We start from the raw sequence: 18,543 nt of genomic DNA on the forward strand, positions 1-18,543 counted from the left end.
AGTTACTCTGCAGCGAGTTTATTGGATCAATAGCCGAGGTCTTTTTTCGCTTTGGCCCATGCTTTGTTCCATTTGTCGAAGACGGTTTGCGGATCTTTAGCCAGGACGAACTCCTGAGCCATAGCCGGCAGGTCGAGCTGTGCTTTGTTGGTGATTTCAGTTACTTTCGCGTCATCCACGGTACCTTCTTGCAGAACTACGCCAGTAGCCTGGAATTCTTTAAGCTGTGCCAGGTTGGATTCTTTGCCCTTGAGCGGGGAGATGAATCCGGCAAAATCCTCATATCCGGAATCTTCGATCATCCATTTTACGAAGGCTTTGGCAGCGTCTACATTTTTGCTGTTCTTAGCAACCGCATAGAAGAAGTCAGGGCTCAGCGGAGCTGTAAGTGTGCCTGAGTTGTCATAAGGAAGCGGGAAGAAGCCTACATTGTCCGAAGTGGTGCCGGCGCCGATAACCTGGTTGATTACCCAGTTGCCCAGGAAGTACATGGCGAATTTGCCGGAGGCGATGTCCTTCTTCGATTGTTCCCAGTTGGTGGAGTTGATGTCTTTTTCCAGATAGCCCTTTTCATTCAGCTCTCTAAGCAGGCTAAGCGATTTGCCATAGCCGTTATCCATTGTGAAAGGCGTGTCGGAATTCAGCTTCTCATTCGGGAAATCAGGGTTTCCGGCAATAATCCGGGGAACGGAGTATACCCAGTCGTTAAGCGGCCATTTGTCTTTGAAGTTGGAAGCGAGCGGCACTACACCGGCGGCTTTCAGCTTTTCGCAGGCAGCGAGGAATTCATCCCAGGTCTTAGGGATTTCTGTGATGCCGGCATCGGCGAAGGCTTTTTTGTTATAGACAATCCCTGTAGTGGAGTTACCAGTGGTAATTCCGTACAGCTGGCCTTCATAGGATTTGAAGTCTTTAAACGTAATTTTATCGGTTAGGCCGAGATCTTCCAGTGGTGCAAAATATTTTGGCAGATCGGAGTTAGGGATGTTAGGAACGAACATGACATCAGGAAGCTCGCCACTGGCCATTCTGACCTTAGCCTGCTGGTTGTAGTCGGTTTGGGAAGCTTCAAATTCAACCTTGATGTTCGGATATTTTTCATTAAAGCGCTTTAAATATTCGTCATACTCTTTGCCGATCATGTCGGTTCTGTTGGTCAGGAAAATGATTTTGCCGCTGATGTCAGAGCCGCTGGCTGCAGCCGGTTCAGTGGTTGCTGCTGCATCGGTGCTCTCTGGCGCTGTTGTTGCTGCAGGCTCATCAGTTGTTGTGGCTGCATTATTATTATTGTTGTTCGAACCACAGCCTGTTAGGGATAGAGAGAAAACCATAATGATAACAAAACATAACGAAAATAACTTGTTTCTCATTGCATTGTCCCCTTTTTGTGTTAATGTTAGCGTTTACATGAACATTATAACGCGATTTTTCGGACGGATAAATGTATTCAATTATTATTTATTGTCTTTATTTGTTTTCTTTGTAGGATTATAATTGGTTTATTACTAACAATATTATAACAAAGTACAATGAATCCAAAATGAATGTAATGAAAAGTAAGCGTACACATGCTATTTTGAGGATGCGGTGCAAACCGGTGAATTAGCGTGTAGGCTTCCGGGGAAGAGGACAGCAAAACTTAAGCGTATGCTTCTGGAGTGTAACTCAAGGATGCATATGCTCACAAAACTTAAGTGTATGCTTTCGAAGCGAGTTTTGTACGAAGCGACTCAAGGAAGCATAAGCTCACAAAACTTTTAGGAGGACTCATGACTCAACAACGGCTTGATTTGACGAATTGGGAATTTAGGGCTAGCGGGGATGAAGCGTGGCTGCCGGCAGTGGTGCCGGGAACGGTACATACCGATCTGCTACGCAATGGGCTGATTTCGCAGCCTTTTTATGGAAAGAATGAGCATGAGCTGCAATGGATCGATAAGAAAGACTGGGAGTACAGAACGAAGCTGCAGCTTGACGGAGATTGGCAGAGCCTGGCTGTTACGGAGTTGAACTTTGCAGGGCTGGATACGTATGCCGATGTGTATGTGAATAATGTGCATGCGCTTTCAGCAGACAATATGTTCCGGGCTTGGACAGTGGATGTCAAAGGTCTGCTGCGGACCGGAGACAATGAGATCCTGGTGAAATTCCGCTCCGTGGTGAGTGAGGATCTGCCGAAGCTGGAACAGCTCGGGTATGACCTGCCCGCACCCAATGACCAGTCTGAGCTGGGCGGACTTGAGGAGAAGCGAATTAGCGTGTTTGCCCGCAAGGCGCCTTATCATTACGGCTGGGACTGGGGCCCGAGATTTCTGACCAGCGGGATCTGGCGGGAAGCGGTGCTTACGGGACGAAATGCTCCTGCGATTGCGGATGTGTATATCCGTCAGGACGTTATAAAAAAGGAAGAGGCGCGTTTGACGGCAATTGTTGAAGTGAATGCGCCGGAGGTATGGGAAGGAACGCTGCGGATTATAGCGGACGGCCAGGAGTGGACGCAGGCAGTTGCGCTGGCGGCCGGGATACAGACTGTGGAACTGGAGCTGGTAATTAATCATCCGCGTCTATGGTGGTGTAACGGACTCGGGGCGCCTGAATTAACCTCATTTCAGGCGGAGCTGCTGCAGAACGGGACGGTACAAAGTACTGCAGAAGTGACTACCGGCCTTCGGGAGATCAAGCTTATCCGCAAACCTGATGCGAAGGGTGCCTCATTCCAGTTCGAGCTGAACGGTGTGCCGGTGTTCGCAAAGGGTGCGAATCATATCCCAAACGACAGCTTCATCACTGAGGTTACCGGTGACCGCTACCGTCATGAGATTGCCTCAGCGGTAGAGTCGAATATGAACATGCTGCGTGTATGGGGCGGCGGTTTCTATGAGGAGAAGGAATTCTATCGCTTGTGCGATGAATACGGCCTGCTGGTCTGGCAGGACTTCATGTTTGCCTGCAGCATGTATCCGGGGGATGAAGCATTCCTGGAGAGTGTGCGTAAGGAAGCTGAATATAATGTGAAGCGGCTGCGCAATCATCCGTGCATCGCACTGTGGTGCGGTAACAATGAGATCGACTCTGCCTGGGCCCACTTCGAGGAGAATATGGGCTGGGGCTGGAAGGAAAAGCTCAGTTCTGAGATCCGCGACACGCTATGGGCAGCTTACGAGGAGATTTTCCACCGCATTCTGCCGGAGGCGGTAGCAGCCTATCATCCGGGTGTTGATTACTGGCCGTCCTCCCCGCTCCGTGAACGTACTAATACTATAGACCAGCATTCGACGCGGGTTACAGGCGAAGGGGATGTTCATTATTGGGGTGTATGGCACGGGATTGAGCCTTTTGAGAACTATAACGTCAAAGTGGGCCGCTTCATGAGCGAATACGGCTTCCAGTCCTTCCCGGAGCTGAAATCTGTGCTGAGCTATGCGGAAGAAGCGGATATGGAGCTGGAATCGGAAGTGATGCTGGCGCACCAGAAGAACGGACGCGGCAATCTGCTGATTAAAGAATATATGGACATCTATCTTCCGGAGCCCAAGGATTTCAGGTCATTCCTGTATATGAGCCAGATTCTTCAGGCGGAGGCCATGAGGGTCGCGATTGAAAGCCACCGGAGAAACAAGCCGTACTGCATGGGTACCCTGTACTGGCAAATGAACGACTGCTGGCCTGTAGCTTCCTGGGCAGGGATGGATTACTACGGCCGCTGGAAGGCACTGCAATATACCGCGCGCAAAAGCTTCAAGGATATTCTGCTCTCCATTGAGGAAATGGACGGGGAGAACGTGAAGGTACATGCGGTTTCCGATCTGCGGGAAACACTGTCCGGGAAGCTGGTGCTCCGGCTGCATGATTTCAGCGGTTCGGTTCTGAAGGAATGGAATCAGCCCGTGCAGCTGGCTGCCGATTCGGCGGCGGTGGTATTTACCGTGCCGGCTGCGGAATTGCTGGAGGGTTATGATCCGAAGCAGGTGGTGCTGGTAGCTTCTCTTCTGGCAGAGGGCTCCCTGCTGGAGCAGAAAGAGCTTTACTTCGCTGCTGCTAAAGAGATCAAGCTGAATAAGCCGATACTTACGGTGGCTGAAGTACGGGGCAGCGGCGGCTTAAGCTTCACGGTCAGCAGCGATGTGCTGGCCAGAGGGGTGTATTTGACGGCGGAAGAGGAAGGCATCTTCTCTGACAACTTCTTCGATCTGCTTCCGGGCGAGCCGAAGACAGTGCAGTTCTCGCTGCGCGGCAACGGAGAGCAGGACTTTATTCCGGCTGCGCCAAAAGGCCTTGAAGTCCGCTCGATGGCTGATTATATGAAGGAAGCCTAATGCTCCTGGCCCGGGTCGATGCGAAAGCAGGATGCATCTTTAGGCGAACTGGTGGAAATAGAGGGATGAGAGGTAGCTACACGTATTGCACACTACTATTAAACCACAACTAACAATATTCGGGAGAGAAGGAACCGGACTATGGCCATTTGGGTACAGGAAGACAAGGGAACATTTCATTTACAGAGCAAGGGTATGAGTTATATTATCGGTCTCTACAATAACTATCCGATGCATGTATATTGGGGTAAAAAGCTGCGCGAGGACGGCAATTTGGACGGCCTGCCGCATCTGGGAGCAGGGACGGCGCTGGACCGGCTTCCGCAGGAATACCCGCAGTACGGCACAGGCGATTACCGTGTACCGGCTTATCAGGTCAAGCTGGAGGACGGCACGCGGATTACGGAGCTGCAATACACCGGATACCGTGTACTGCCGGGCAAGCCGCAGCTTGCCGGACTTCCATCCGTGTATGTGGAGTCCCCGGATGAAGCGGATACGCTGGAAATTACGCTGCGCGATGATTTCGCGTTGCTGAATGTTATTTTGCGTTACACCGTATACCGTGACACGGATGTTATTGCCCGTTCAGTAGAATTCGTTAATGACGGCAACGCTCCGCTCGATCTGATGCGTGCGCTGAGTGCCTCGGTTGATTTTCCGGAGGACAGCCAGTTTGACCTGATCTATCTTTCCGGCGGCTGGTCGCGTGAGGCGAACCTGACCCGCAGACGGCTGGAACAGGGCACAACGGCGCTGCAGTCCCGCCGGGGAATGAGCAGCCATCAGCACAACCCGTTTGCCGCACTGGCTAAGCCAGGTACCGACGAGCACCAGGGCGAAGTGTACGGCTTCTCACTGGTCTACAGCGGCGGATTCGCGGCTGAAGCCGAGGTGGATGCCTTCGGACATACACGTCTGTGCATGGGTCTGAATCCTTTTGATTTCTCCTGGCGTCTGGCCCCGGGCGAAAGCTTCCAGACTCCTGAAGTCGTTATGGTCTACTCGAATGAAGGTCTTGGAGGCATGTCACGGACGTATCACCGCCTGTATCGTACGCGCCTGGTGAGAGGAACATTCCGTGATAAGGAACGGCCAATCCTCGTGAATAACTGGGAAGCGACCTACTTCAATTTCAATGCCGACAAGCTGGTGGACATTGCCGCCGAAGGCTCGAAGCTGGGCATTGAGCTCTTCGTGCTTGACGACGGCTGGTTTGGCAAGCGCGATGCCGACAACTCCTCGCTCGGCGACTGGACCGAGGATCTGCGCAAGCTGCCGGGTGGACTGGCCGATGTGGCGAAGCGGGTCAACGACCTGGGCATGCAGTTCGGCCTTTGGGTAGAACCGGAAATGATCTCGCCGGATAGCGATCTGTACCGCGCCCATCCGGACTGGTGCCTCCATGTGCCAGGACGCCGCCGCACCGAAGCCCGCTGGCAGCTGGTGCTCGATCTTACGCGTGCAGAAGTGCGCGAGTACGTATACAGTGCACTGAGCAAAATCTTCTCCACAGTGCCGGTTGCCTATGTCAAATGGGACATGAACCGCAACCTGACAGAGATCGGCTCGGCAGAATTGCCGGCGGAGCGCCAGGGAGAAACCGCCCACCGGTATGTGCTGGGGCTATATGAGCTGATCGAGCGCCTGACGGCGGACTTCCCGCATATTCTGTTCGAAAGCTGCTCCAGCGGCGGCGGACGTTTCGATCCAGGTATGCTCTACTACATGCCGCAGACCTGGACGAGCGATGATACCGATGCGGCGGAACGTCTGAAGATCCAATACGGCACCAGTCTGGTGTATCCGGTGAGCGCAATGGGGGCGCATGTCTCCGCAGTGCCGAATCACCAGGTTGGCCGCGTTACGCCACTGTCCTTCCGCGGGGATGTGGCCATGTCCGGTAACTTCGGATATGAGCTTGACCTGACGAAATTCACCGACGAGGAAAAAGAGCTCGTTAAAGAGCAGGTAGCGAATTACAAGGAAATCCGCGGCCTTGTGCAGCAGGGAAATCTGTACCGCTTGCAAAGCCCGTTCGAGGGTAATGAAACAGCTTGGATGTTCGTCTCGGACGATCAACGCGAGGCGCTGGTCTATTATTTCCGGGTAATGGCTGTGCCATATCCGGCGCGCCGGACGCTTATTGTCCGCGGCCTGAATCCGGACCTCGACTACACGGTGGTGGCTAGCGGTGAGGTCTTTGGCGGTGACCGGCTGATGCAGGCCGGGCTGGCGCTGCCGGATATCCAGCGCGACTATGTGAGCGGATGCTTCCATCTGAAGGCACAAGCTTAAGAGGGAATTTTAGGTATGAGGGAAGCCGGGGAAACCCGGCTTCTTTTATTTCACAAGAGGGCAATATGGTGAAATGAAAGGTATAAGTGCCTTTGATTTCAGCGCATTTGAACAATATGGTGGAATGAAAGGTATTAGTGCGTTTGAATTCGCTATGATCGGGCATTATGGTGAAATGAAGGGTAAAAGTGCTTTTGAATCTGGCGAATGCAGCCAGATGGCGACCGAGCGGTGAAAATACAGGTTTTATGGGCATACGGGGACGGTTTTTCCTGATCAATCCACAATAAAATAACGGTTAATGTTCGTGTTTGGCGTTACTTTCATGTCAGATTTAGCTTTTTTCTTGCTGGAAATACGATAGTTATGTATAATAGCAATAAATCTCGATGTGATTGTACGATATTCTGTTTTCGAAGGTGGTTTCATGGCAGAACTGGAAAACAGCGAGCAGAAGAAAAAGATGTGCCAGATCTACAATGAGATCTCCAAGGAATTGTTTGGTTTCGGGACGACCTTGCTCCGTGTAACTGTCGATCAGCGGGTCATTACCTTTCACGCCAAGCACCGCAGATCTCCCCGGTCGACCGCCCTGGAAGGGGAAGCGCCGGAGCTTAAGCAGGAAGTGGATTTTCGGATGTCGATGCTGTTTAAGAAGAGATTCAAGGAAAGACTTGAAGCAGAAATGGGCTTAACGATTGAGGTTCTGCTCAGGGATTACGATGCACCGACCCAGTGGGCTTTTACGAACATGATACTGGCCGGAGAATGACAATGTAAACATGATATTCGCGGATTTTTGCTTTTGATCTATCTTAAGCGAAGACCGTCCTTTTATAACGGGGTAGCTCTTTTGCTTTGTTTACACAAAGGAAAGTGTTCTTGTTCCTACAAGAATGCTTTTCTTTTTTTTATGAAAAAATAAGGGGAATCAGAGGTTTATTACCAACAGGGGGTGCTGCTGATCCGTTTTACGCTGCCGATTGCTTAGATGAGAGACTGACAGAACATGCCGGATTTGCGGATGAACGCTGGATTTGTAATACCTATTAGGACTACATTCGGGAGGTTATTTACTAATGAAAAAGATCATGACTACCGGCCTTGCACTGGCCCTGACTTCTATGCTGGCCGCTTGCGGCGCAAACAATGCTGCGACGAACAACACTAACACCAATAATGCGGCTGCACCGGAAGCTACAGCAGCGGGAGACCGGGCGGAGTTGGTGATTTCCACCTGGGGCTTCTCGGAGGACTTCTTCAAAGAATCGGTCTATGCACCGTTTGAGAAAGAGCACAATGTGAAAATTGTAGTGGAAATCGGCAACAACGCCGAGCGCCTGAACAAAATCCGCCAAGGCAGCTCCGATGTGGATGTGGTATATCTGTCAGACTATTATGCGCAGCAGGCGATTAATGAAGGGCTGTTCGAAACGATCGACAGCAGCAAAATCCCGAATATCCAGAATATTTATGATATCGCCAAAGCGCCGCTGGGTCCAGAATATGGCCCTGCGTACACGATCGGGCGCCTGGGAATTGCCTATAATCCAGCTCTCACCCAAGGTGACATAACGACCTGGAGCGATCTGTGGACGAAGTTCGATAAGAACCTGGCGATGCCGGCAATTACCGCTACAGCAGGTCCGATGGTAGTAGATGCGGCCTCTCTTGCAGCAGGCAATGCGGACTTCAATGAAGATACTGCATTCACAAAGCTGAAAGAGCTGGACAAGAATGTTGTGAAATATTACAGCCAGACCTCCGAGTATGTGAACATGTTCGGACAGGAGGAAATTGCCGGCGGCCCGATTATGGAAATGTACTTCAAGGATCTGCAGGCTGCTGTGCCTGATGCCAAATTCGTAGCACCATCTGACGGTGCCTATGCCGTAATGAATACTGTTAACGTCGTTAAAGGCAGCGACAATAAGGAGCTTGCTGAAGAGTTCATCAACTGGCAGCTGAGCGAGGAAGTGCAGACAGCATCCGCCAAAGCTAAGGTGGATTCACCGGTAAACACAAAAGTAGTACTGACAGCTGAAGAAGCGGCAGGCGTGACTTACGGAACGGATGTCATCGGCAAGCTGCGCAAGCTGGATATGTCGTTCGTGAATGAGCACATTACGGAGTGGACTGACCGCTTCAACCGTGAGATTGGCGGCTAAGGATGACGGCGCGTAAAAAAGTTATTCTGGACGTAGATACAGGGGTGGATGACGCGCTGGCCATTATGCTGGCGGTGACAAGCGGACAGCTCGACATTGTCGGAATCACCACGGTCAGCGGCAATGTCTCGCTGGATCAGGCGACCCTGAACACCTGCAAAATACTTGAGCTGCTCGGCGTGTCCGGGCAGATTCCGGTCTACCGCGGAGCTGACAAGCCGCTGGTACGCGATAGCGTGTTCGAGCATCGTGTACACGGCTCGGATGGTATCGGCGGCGCACTAGGTGATATGACTGTAACGAAACAGGCTGAGGCAGAGCTGGCGGAAGACTTCATCATCCGCCAGGTGCAGGCACATTCTGGCGAGGTCACGCTGATTATGACCGCGCCCCTGACCAATCTGGCGCGCGCACTGCATAAATGTCCCGAACTTACGCAGCATGCCGCCGAGGTCATTGTGATGGGCGGTGTAGTGCAGGGCTTCGGCAACATTACGCCGACGGCGGAATACAACATGTACGTCGATCCGGAAGCGGCCAAGCTGGTGCTGGCTGCCGGGTTCCCCCGGCTGACGCTGGTCGGGCTGGATGTTACCCGCCGGGCGCTGCTAAGCGCAGATGATATAAAGAAGCTGCAGATTCCGGCCATCCGCGAGTATGTGGAGAGAAGTACGGCGGACTATCGTACGCGCTACTTTGAACGCAACGGTGTTCAGGCCTGTGCCCTGCATGACCCGCTGGCGGTAGGTGTCGCGCTGAACCGCTCTTTTGTCACCGTACATGATTACTACGTAGATGTGGAAACCCGCAGCGAACTATGCGACGGACAGACGGTCTGTGATTTCCAGGACCGGCTGGGTAAGCCCGCGAATGCCGCTGTCTGCCTGGAGGTGGACGCGCCCGCTTTTCTGGAATGCTTCATTAATAGCTTGAACAGCAATAGCTTGAACAGCTTGAACCAAGAGCCGAAGAAGGACGGGAGTCAATAGAATGAACAAACGAGCCATATATCTGCTGCTGCCGGGCCTCTTGTTCCTGGCGGCCTTCATGCTGGTCCCGATTACGCTGACCATCGCCTCCACTTTCGTGCAGGACGGGAAGCTGACGCTGGAAGGGTATCTGCATTTTTTCCGCGACGGCTACTTTAACCGCATCCTGCTGACTACACTCCGGGTGAGTGTGGTGACGACGCTGGTCTGCATGCTGCTCGGCTATCCGGCGGCTTATTATATCTCACGGGCAAGCGCCCGCAAAAAGAGTATTCTGCTGGCCCTGTCGATCTTTCCGCTGTTGACCAGTCCCGTTGTGCGATCCTTCAGCTGGATGATTATTCTCGGCAAAAAAGGGCTGATTAATTCCTTTCTGGTCAATACCGGACTGGTCGCGAAGCCCCTGGACATTCTCTATACACCTGCGGCTATGATGATCGGTCTGGTGCATCTGTTCCTGCCGCTGATTATTATCACTCTGCTTGGAGTGATGGAGAATCTGGATCACGAGCTGGTGCGGGCGGCCCGCAGTCTGGGTGCTTCCCCGTTTGCCGCATTCCGCAAAATCACCTTCCCGCTGACGGTGCCGGGGCTGATCATCGGCGGAATTCTCGTCTTTGTCGGCAGCCTTACGGCGTATACAACGCCGGCGCTGCTTGGCGGTAAGGAACGGGTGGTCTCCACCTTCCTGTACCAGAACGCCATGACGCTGAACGACTGGCAGGCAGCCTCGGTCATCGCGGTCATTATGATTGTTATTACATTTGTGGTGGTGGGGCTGATGAATGCCTGGGCCAACCGCTTAAATCCGAAGGGGTGAGAACATGAAGGAAGGGAACCGCATGCTGTCACTGTACACGCTGCTGGTCTTTATATTTTTGCTGGGTCCGCTCGTTATTATCTCCATTACTTCCTTTGAGCCGGGCACGGTCCTGAAATTCCCCCCTGAGGGCTTTTCGCTGAAGTGGTACAAGAATATCTTCGAGGTCAGCGCCTTTATGGAGACCTTCAAGACTTCAATTATCATCTCGCTGCTCGGCAATCTGCTGGCGCTCCTTCTCGGTGTGCCTGCGGCCTACGCGCTGAGCCGTTACCGGTTCCGCGGGCGGGATACGCTGAATGCGATTTTTCTGTCGCCGGTGCTGATTCCCGGGATTGTGCTGGGCTTCACGCTGCTGCGCTATCTGATTGTGGTGTACGGGCTGCCGATTGTCGCCGGACTGCTCATTGGACATACGGTGATTATGCTGCCTTTTATTATCCGGGTGATCGCTTCAAGTCTGGAGAATTTCGATTTCGCGGTGGAAGAAGCGGCGCAGAGCCTAGGGGCTTCGAGGTTATATACGTTCTTCAAAGTGGTTCTGCCTAATATCCGTTCCGGGATTCTGGCAGCGATTCTGATCGCTTTTCTGGAATCGTTCAACAACGTAGATATTTCTGTATTCATGACCGGTCCGGGGATCAGTACCCTGCCGATTCAAATGCTGACCTATGTGCAAAATTACTTCGATCCTACGATTGCCGCCATCTCGGTCATTCTGATGGTGCTGACGGCAGCGCTGATGTTCATCATTGAGCGGCTGATGGGATTCACCTATTTTACCAAACGATAACCTATTAAATGATAGTGGGGGCAGAGCGTAATGTCACTTTTAAGTCTTGAGCATGTATCGGTTGCGTATGATAACCGTCTGATCCTGGAGGATTTCAATCTGTCGCTCGCCAAAGGTCAGCTTCTCTCGCTGCTCGGTCCCAGCGGCTGCGGCAAAACAACCACGCTGCGGCTGATCGCCGGATTCCTGAACGCGGAGGCTGGGGCATTCATGTTCGGCGGGAAGGATTACACCAAGATCCCGGTTGAAAAGCGTAATTTCGGCTTTGTGTTCCAGAGCTATGCGCTGTTCCCGCACCTGTCGGTCTATGACAATGTGGCGTTCGGCCTCCGGCTGCGCAAGCTGAAGGAAGCGGAGGTCAAGAAGCGGGTAACCCGGATGCTGGAAATTGTAAGCCTGGGCGGCTTCGAGAAAAGACTTCCGGCAGCCCTCTCCGGCGGGCAGCGCCAGCGGGTAGCTATTGCCCGGGCGCTCGTCATTGAGCCGGATCTGCTGCTGTTCGACGAACCGCTTAGTAACCTTGACGCTAACCTGCGGGTGAACATGCGCGTGGAAATCCGCCGCATCCAGCAGGAGCTGGGCATCACGACCGTCTATGTCTCCCATGACCAGGAGGAATGCTTCTCGATCTCCGATCAGGTGGCTGTTATGAATAACGGCAAAATTGAGCAGCTCGACAAGCCGTCCTCCATCTTCAAGTATCCGGCCAGCGAATTTGTGGCCCGGTTTATCGGGTTCGGGAACTTTATTGCTTTTGAGGGCAGACATGATGAAGGTACAGACATTGAACTCAGCCGCGGAGCGCTGAAGTTCCTTGCGGCTAAACGGCCGGAGGGGCTGGGCAACACCGGATTGCTCGGGGCCATCCGCCCTGACGATCTGCAGCTGTTTACTGCTATGCCTGAGCCGGGTACAACCCTTAACACACTGCCCGGAACGGTGCAGATCAGCACGTATCTCGGCCGCAGCTATCAGTACCAGGTGGAGACGGAACTCGGTGTATTCACCGTCAATCAGGAAATGGAGCAGCCTTTCATTCAAGGACAGCAGGTCACGGTTTATTTTCCAAAAGAGAAGCTGGTGCTGGTGCAGTAGCGCTTCATAAGGAGCAGACATGATGATTACAGATCAACTTATACTGAACGCTAAAGTGTACAACAGTTACTATAAACGGTTTGAGACGGCGAATGTTGCTGTAAAAGACGGGCGTTTTCTCTATGTCGGCCAGCTAGGGGCGGAAACGTTCGAGGCTAGAGAGATAATTGAGGCTAAGGGGCAGTATCTGGTGCCCGGGCTGATCGATATCCACCTGCACATTGAGAGCACAATGATTACTCCGGAGACATTCTCTTACGGCGTCCTGCAGCACGGGGTAACGACAATTGTGCCCGAGCCGCATGAAATGGCTAACGTATTTGGTGTAGAAGGTGTCCATGAGATGATCCGGGCCAGCCGGGACTGTAAAGTAGACATGTTCTACGCGATTCCGAGCTCGGTACCTGCGACTCCACTGGAGACTACAGGCGGATCGATTGAAATTGCCGATATCGATGAGCTGATGGAGACAGAGCAGATGATCTGTCTGGGTGAAGTGATGAATTTCGTCGATGTTATTCGTGATCCCGATTGCAAAAGCAACCAGATTCTCCAGCACGTCCGCAGCAAGTATCCCGGGCTGGTCATCGAGGGGCATACGCCGAAGCTGCTGGACCTCGATCTGCATCAGCTGATCTTTGCCGGCATTGATTCCGATCATACCCACCAGAGCATTGAGGGCCTGACTGCACGGATTGCGGCCGGGATGTTCATCGAGATTCAGGAGAAGTCGATGACACCGGAGGTTGTCGACTATCTGATTCACCATCCGGTCAGCGAGCATTTCTGCTTCGTGACCGATGATGTGATGACCGATTCGCTGGTAGCGACCGGGCATCTGGACCATCTGGTCCGCAAGGCCATCGCCATGGGCATGGCACCGGAGGACGCGGTCTATGCGGCTACATTCACGCCGGCCCGGCGCATGAAGCTGGATGACCGCGGCGTGATCGCGCCGAACAAAACCGCCGATTACCTGCTGCTCTCGGACCTCAGCAGCTTCACGATTGAGGCGGTCTATAAGCGGGGCACTCAGGTCTATGACCGCAAGCAACCGCTGCCTCAGACAGAACAGGAGCCGCAGTTCCCGGCTCATTTCTACCAGAGCGTGCAGCTCGCGCCGCTTGCGGCTGCTGACTTCGCGGTGCCTACAGAGCTGCCGGACGGCCGCTATGGTGCCCGCGTGATGATGGTCAACAACGTGTCCACGTTTACCGAAGAGCAGCATGCGGAGGCTGAAGTGAAGGACGGCCTTCTGCAGTGGCAGGAGAGCGGCTACGGTCTGATCGCCACCTTCGAGCGGTACGGCAAGAACGGCAACCGTGCCTACGGCCTGATCGGCGGCGACACGATTAAGCGCGGCGCGGTTGCAACCACGTATTCGCACGACAATCATAATCTGCTCGTGGTCGGCCATAACGCCGGGGATATGGTGCTTGCAGCCAATACAGTGATTGCCGCGCAAGGCGGCTTCTGCGTCGTCTGCGATGGTGAGGTGCTTGCACTGCTTGAGCTGCCGGTCGGCGGCATCCTGACCGAAGCGCCGCTGGCAGAGACGGCGGAACGCGTGCTTGAGCTGCGCACAGCGATGGAGTCGCTGGGCTATGATCATTACAACCCGATCATGTCGATCAGCACGCACTCGCTGCCGGTCAGCCCGGCGCTGAAGATCACGGACCTTGGGCTGATTGATGTCGGCGCTGGTAAGGTCGTGCCACTGCTGTTCCCGCTTGGGGAAGCGTAAGCAATAGCTGCTGCCATTGGATTGTGGCGAAGCGGATATAGAAGAGGGGCGTCCCATGGGGGGATGCCCCTTTTTTTAAATGCAGTAATTGCAGCGGAATAGAGGCCTCCATGCTCTCTGCCAGGCATATGTTGCTCGGTAATGACACCTGCAAACCATTCACGGACATTAATAATAAGTGTACTTTCTGCAGCTAAAATGAGAGGTGGCTCATGGTTTTTAGAAATAGCTGTAGTTCGTACACTTATAAGGACAGAAAGGCTCCTTTTTCCCGAAACAGTCCTGTTTAGTTGCACAGAGTGCAGTTATTTCGAGAATAACGCCGGAAAATACAACTTTAGTTGTACAAAGCGCAGTTATTTTGATTATCTACTTTAGGAGAATGATCTACAGTGGATTGCTGATTGAACTAAGTGGAAATCCGTCGCCTATTTCTGGACCAGCTACCGGATATGGATGGCGTAAAGTAAGTTGTGTACCAAGATTTGGAGCCTAGTCAGGCAACAAAAAAGTAGGGTATTCTCGGGATTGCGAAGTCCACCAAGAAAGGAACCCTACTCGATGACTATTCTACCCGAAAACATGTTAAATAATCTATTTGAAAATCTTGTCACCCAGTTTGTAAAAGATAATCTGGAGTCCATTATGAAAGCGGAAATCCAGCAATTCATGACCAGTGATGAGGCAGGGAATCACAACAGCCGTAACGGATACTACACCCGGGATCTGCACACGAAATACGGTAATGTTGAGGATCTGGCCGTTCCTAGGGACCGTCAGGGAGCCTTCCAAACGCAGTTGTTCGAGCCCTACCAGCGGCGAGATGGATGGCTAGAGGAGGCTGTCATCCAGATGTACAAAAGTGGTATGGGAACGCGAGATGTGGCCCGGTTCATTGAAAGTATGTTCGGCAGCCATTACTCTCCCACGACCGTCAGCAACATTACAGCTACGGTGCTTGACGACATTCACCAGTGGCAGAAACGCCCGTTACACAAACGCTACTCCGTCATCTACCTGGACGGCTTATATGTGAAGCTCAAGCGTAGCACCGTGAGCGGAGAAGTCGTTTATTTCGCCATGGGGATCGACGAAGACGGTCACCGCCAGATCCTTGGCTTTTACGTAGGCGGCCAAGAGAGCGCAAACGGCTGGCGCGAGGTGCTCAAAGACCTCTACGACCGTGGTGTCCAGGAAGTCTTGCTGGGGGTGTTTGATGGACTGCCAGGACTGGATGCAGCGTTCCGTGAAACCTATCCGAAGGCGGATGTGCAGCATTGTATCGTCCACAAAGTGCGTTCGACCTTTCCGAAAATTCGGGTTCAGCACAAAACGGAGTTCATTGAAGATCTGAAGACGATCTACACGGCTGCAGACCACGATCTGGCCCGGGCTGCGTTTGACACGGTAAAGGCCAAATGGGGCAAGCTCTACCCGAAAGAAATGCGGTCATGGGAAGAACAGTTGCCAACGCTGTTGACCTTTTACAAGTTTCCGGCGCTCATAAAGGAAGCCATCTACACGTCCAATCCGATTGAACGAATGAATAAGGAAATTCGGAAACGCCTGAAGCCGATGAACAGTCTCACCAATATGGATGCGGCAGAGAAAATTGTCTACCTCGATGTAATAGACTACAATGAACGTTTTGCCGAACGGGTCATTCGCGGCTTTGGTGATCTGGAGGTAAAGAAGAAACTGAACGAGATGTTTGAAGCGCGATATCCGGTGCGTGAAGGGCAAGAGAAGTAGCCCAATTCCCCATGTTCTTTGGGGCGGGGTTCCCCCGCCCCAAAGAACATCTGCACTTACCAACGAACACCCGAGAAGTTACATTCTGCTCTCTTACACAAACTTCTTGACGCTACCTACAAATGTCTAAAAACGATGGGATTAAGTGGTGAAAATCCAACTAAATGTGTCAGCCCACCTGCCAGCCATGTCCCCCGGGCGCCAAGTTTCACCGTCACCGATTGACTAACGTATGACCTGCCCCTATGATGATAAATAATATAAAAATATACACGGAACGTACGAAGAGGAGAGAGCGGACAGCATGGGGATGGAGATTGAACGGAAGTTTCTGCTGCCGGAATATCCGGAGCAACTGATTGAGGGAGGCCAGCTCAAGGTGCTTACCCGGCACAGCATTGACCAGACGTATCTGGCGATTGAGGACGGGCAGGAGCTGCGGGTACGCAAAATAACCGATCTGGATTCGGGTGAGGTTACCTTCACGCACACCTTCAAGGACGGTAAGGGCATCAGCCGGAAGGAGATCGAATACGACATCTCCGAAGGTTTATATAACCAGATGATTGAGGCCGTGAAGGCCGTGCCTCTGGTCAAAACCCGTACTACTGCCATATGGAACGGCATCACGGTAGAAATCGATGTTTACACTCAGCTTGAGCTTACGGTGATCGAGGTTGAATTTGATTCGCTGGAGGAAGCAGAGGGCTTCACCGCCCCTGAATGGTTCGGCGAGGATGTCAGCGTAGCGAAGCAGTACAGCAACAAAACCGTCTGGAAGCAGCTTCAGCATAAGTGAGGCGCGGCAGCCGCATTTTTTTCACTAAAGTTGACACGGAAGTAACGGACTTTAACGCTTAAACGTGTTAATATGTAAGATGAACTTGTGAATGAATTCAGTTTACATTCTTAAGTTCACATTCTATATATGGTATTCACGTTCTACACAGGGTAAATAAAGAGGGGTTCAGGAGGATGAGACAGGTATGGAGTATATAAGCACAAGAGGAAATGTGGAAGCTAGAGGCTTTATTGATACAGTTCTGATGGGGCTGGCGGATGACGGCGGGCTGATGGTTCCGGTGCAGATCCCGGTAATTTCCCCGGACACGCTGGAGGAATGGCGGAAGCTTAGCTTCCAGGAGCTGTTTCTGGAGATTTTCTCCCATTATACTAACGATGAAATTCCTTACGATGATCTCAAAGAAATGGTGTACACCAGCTACGGCAATTTCCGTGCGCCGGAGGTGACACCTCTTCATAAAGTGAATGATTCCTTATACGTGCTTGAGCTGTTCCATGGCCCTACGTTCGCGTTCAAGGATGTGGCGCTGCAGTTTATGGGCGAGCTGTATTCCTACATTGCCAAGGTGCGGGGCGAGATTATCCATATTCTCGGGGCGACCTCAGGTGATACCGGTGCAGCGGCGATTCAGGGCGTACGCGGTAAAGAAGGCATCAAGATCTGTATCCTGCATCCGCATAATAAGGTGAGCAAGGTACAGGAGCTGCAAATGACGACTGTGGATGACAGCAATGTGCTGAATCTGTCCGTCGAAGGCAACTTCGATGATTGCCAGAAGGTGATCAAGGAGCTGTTCGCGGATCTGGACTTCAAAGGCAAATATCACCTGCGGGCGATCAACTCGATCAACTTCGTGCGTATTCTGGCCCAGACGGTTTATTATTTCTATGCTTACCTGCAAATCGAGAACAGCGGCGGAAAGAAGATCAATATCAGCGTGCCTTCGGGCAACTTCGGCAATATTTTCTCCGGCTTCCTGGCCAAAAAGATGGGGCTGCCGATCAACAAGCTGATCATTGCCACGAATGAAAATAATATCCTCGAACGCTTCGTGCTGACCGGCGAATACAAACCAGGCGGCTTTACGAGCACATACAGCCCTTCGATGGATATCCAGGTGGCGAGCAATTTTGAGCGCTATCTGTATTATTTGCTGGACGAGAATGCGGTCAAGCTCTCGGAGTATATGGCGGGGCTTGCGGCAGAGGGCAAAATTACGGTGGATGGCGAGCTGTTCACTCAGGTGCAGGCTGATTTTGCCGCGCTTGGCGTGAAGAACGAGCAGTGCCTCGAAACAATCAGCAAATATGAGCAGGAATACAGCTATCTGCTTGATCCGCATACAGCCTGCGGGATCGCGGCATATGAGGCTTTTGGCGGACCGGATGAAGTGACGGTTACTTTTGCTACCGCGCACCCTGCGAAGTTCGATGAAGCGATTGCCCTGACCGGCATCAAGCAGGAATTCCCGGCGCCAATTTCCGCATTGTTCGAGATGCCGCAGCATATGACGGTTGTGGAGCATGACAAGGCGGCGATTGTGCGCGAGCTGCAGGCTTTTTACGGATAACTAGCGCCGGGATGTTCACCGGTTGAACCTGCTTCTGCACCCTATACGAAAGTACACGCAAAAGGCCCCGTTTCTCGAGAAGAACGGAGGCCTTTTTGGTCGTATAGCTGGAGTTAGCCTGTAACTGCGGGGGGGCCCGCAGAACATCGTTACTTTTTTCACATAAATAGGCTTGCAGGATTTGTCGTAAATT

14 protein-coding genes are annotated in these 18,543 nt (G+C 52.4%); 13 read left to right on the plus strand and 1 reads right to left on the minus strand.

Going from position 1 to position 18,543, the window contains the following annotated elements; all coding sequences use genetic code 11:
- Window positions 1-26 precede the first annotated feature (26 nt).
- Complete coding sequence (locus tag JRJ22_RS03400; protein WP_206103232.1) at window positions 27-1,370, minus strand: ABC transporter substrate-binding protein; 1,344 nt, start codon at window positions 1,368-1,370, stop codon at window positions 27-29.
- 399 nt (window positions 1,371-1,769) lie between these two features.
- Between JRJ22_RS03400 and JRJ22_RS03405 the strand changes: the two genes are divergently transcribed.
- The 13 genes from JRJ22_RS03405 (at window position 1,770) to thrC (ending at window position 18,350) form a co-directional block, all read left to right on the plus strand.
- A complete protein-coding gene (locus JRJ22_RS03405) occupies window positions 1,770-4,316 on the plus strand; it encodes a beta-mannosidase (RefSeq protein WP_206103233.1) in 2,547 nt (848 codons plus the stop codon).
- 141 nt (window positions 4,317-4,457) lie between these two features.
- On the plus strand, window positions 4,458-6,614 hold the full coding sequence (locus JRJ22_RS03410; protein WP_206103234.1) for an alpha-galactosidase: 2,157 nt from the start codon (window positions 4,458-4,460) through the stop codon (window positions 6,612-6,614).
- A 73-nt stretch (window positions 6,615-6,687) separates the two neighbouring features.
- Entirely contained in the window at window positions 6,688-6,849 is a 162-nt protein-coding gene (locus tag JRJ22_RS03415) for a hypothetical protein (RefSeq protein ID WP_206103235.1), read from the plus strand.
- Window positions 6,850-7,041: 192 nt separating this feature from the next.
- Window positions 7,042-7,386, plus strand: a complete 345-nt coding sequence (locus tag JRJ22_RS03420; protein WP_206103236.1) for a DUF2294 domain-containing protein — start codon at window positions 7,042-7,044, stop codon at window positions 7,384-7,386.
- Window positions 7,387-7,693: 307 nt separating this feature from the next.
- Window positions 7,694-8,782, plus strand: a complete 1,089-nt coding sequence (locus tag JRJ22_RS03425; protein ID WP_206103237.1) for an ABC transporter substrate-binding protein — start codon at window positions 7,694-7,696, stop codon at window positions 8,780-8,782.
- 2 nt (window positions 8,783-8,784) lie between these two features.
- Window positions 8,785-9,771 (plus strand): nucleoside hydrolase, encoded by a 987-nt coding sequence (locus JRJ22_RS03430; RefSeq protein ID WP_206103238.1) that lies wholly within the window; start codon window positions 8,785-8,787, stop codon window positions 9,769-9,771.
- 1 nt (window position 9,772) lies between these two features.
- Window positions 9,773-10,591, plus strand: coding sequence for an ABC transporter permease (locus JRJ22_RS03435; protein WP_206103239.1), 819 nt, complete (start codon window positions 9,773-9,775; stop codon window positions 10,589-10,591).
- A gap of 4 nt (window positions 10,592-10,595) precedes the next feature.
- Entirely contained in the window at window positions 10,596-11,384 is a 789-nt protein-coding gene (locus JRJ22_RS03440) for an ABC transporter permease (RefSeq protein WP_206103240.1), read from the plus strand.
- 30 nt (window positions 11,385-11,414) lie between these two features.
- Window positions 11,415-12,479, plus strand: coding sequence for an ABC transporter ATP-binding protein (locus JRJ22_RS03445; protein ID WP_206103241.1), 1,065 nt, complete (start codon window positions 11,415-11,417; stop codon window positions 12,477-12,479).
- A 22-nt stretch (window positions 12,480-12,501) separates the two neighbouring features.
- Window positions 12,502-14,223: an adenine deaminase gene (locus tag JRJ22_RS03450; RefSeq protein WP_206104960.1), complete on the plus strand. Its 1,722-nt coding sequence runs from the start codon at window positions 12,502-12,504 to the stop codon at window positions 14,221-14,223.
- Between the two features lie 561 nt (window positions 14,224-14,784).
- Entirely contained in the window at window positions 14,785-15,975 is a 1,191-nt protein-coding gene (locus JRJ22_RS03455) for an IS256 family transposase (protein ID WP_206103242.1), read from the plus strand.
- A 304-nt stretch (window positions 15,976-16,279) separates the two neighbouring features.
- Window positions 16,280-16,774, plus strand: coding sequence for a CYTH domain-containing protein (locus JRJ22_RS03460; RefSeq protein WP_206103243.1), 495 nt, complete (start codon window positions 16,280-16,282; stop codon window positions 16,772-16,774).
- Between the two features lie 187 nt (window positions 16,775-16,961).
- Entirely contained in the window at window positions 16,962-18,350 is a 1,389-nt protein-coding gene (thrC, locus tag JRJ22_RS03465) for a threonine synthase (protein WP_206103244.1), read from the plus strand.
- Window positions 18,351-18,543 lie beyond the last annotated feature (193 nt).

Source organism: Paenibacillus tianjinensis (assembly GCF_017086365.1).
Lineage (GTDB): Bacteria > Bacillota > Bacilli > Paenibacillales > Paenibacillaceae > Paenibacillus_AQ > Paenibacillus_AQ tianjinensis.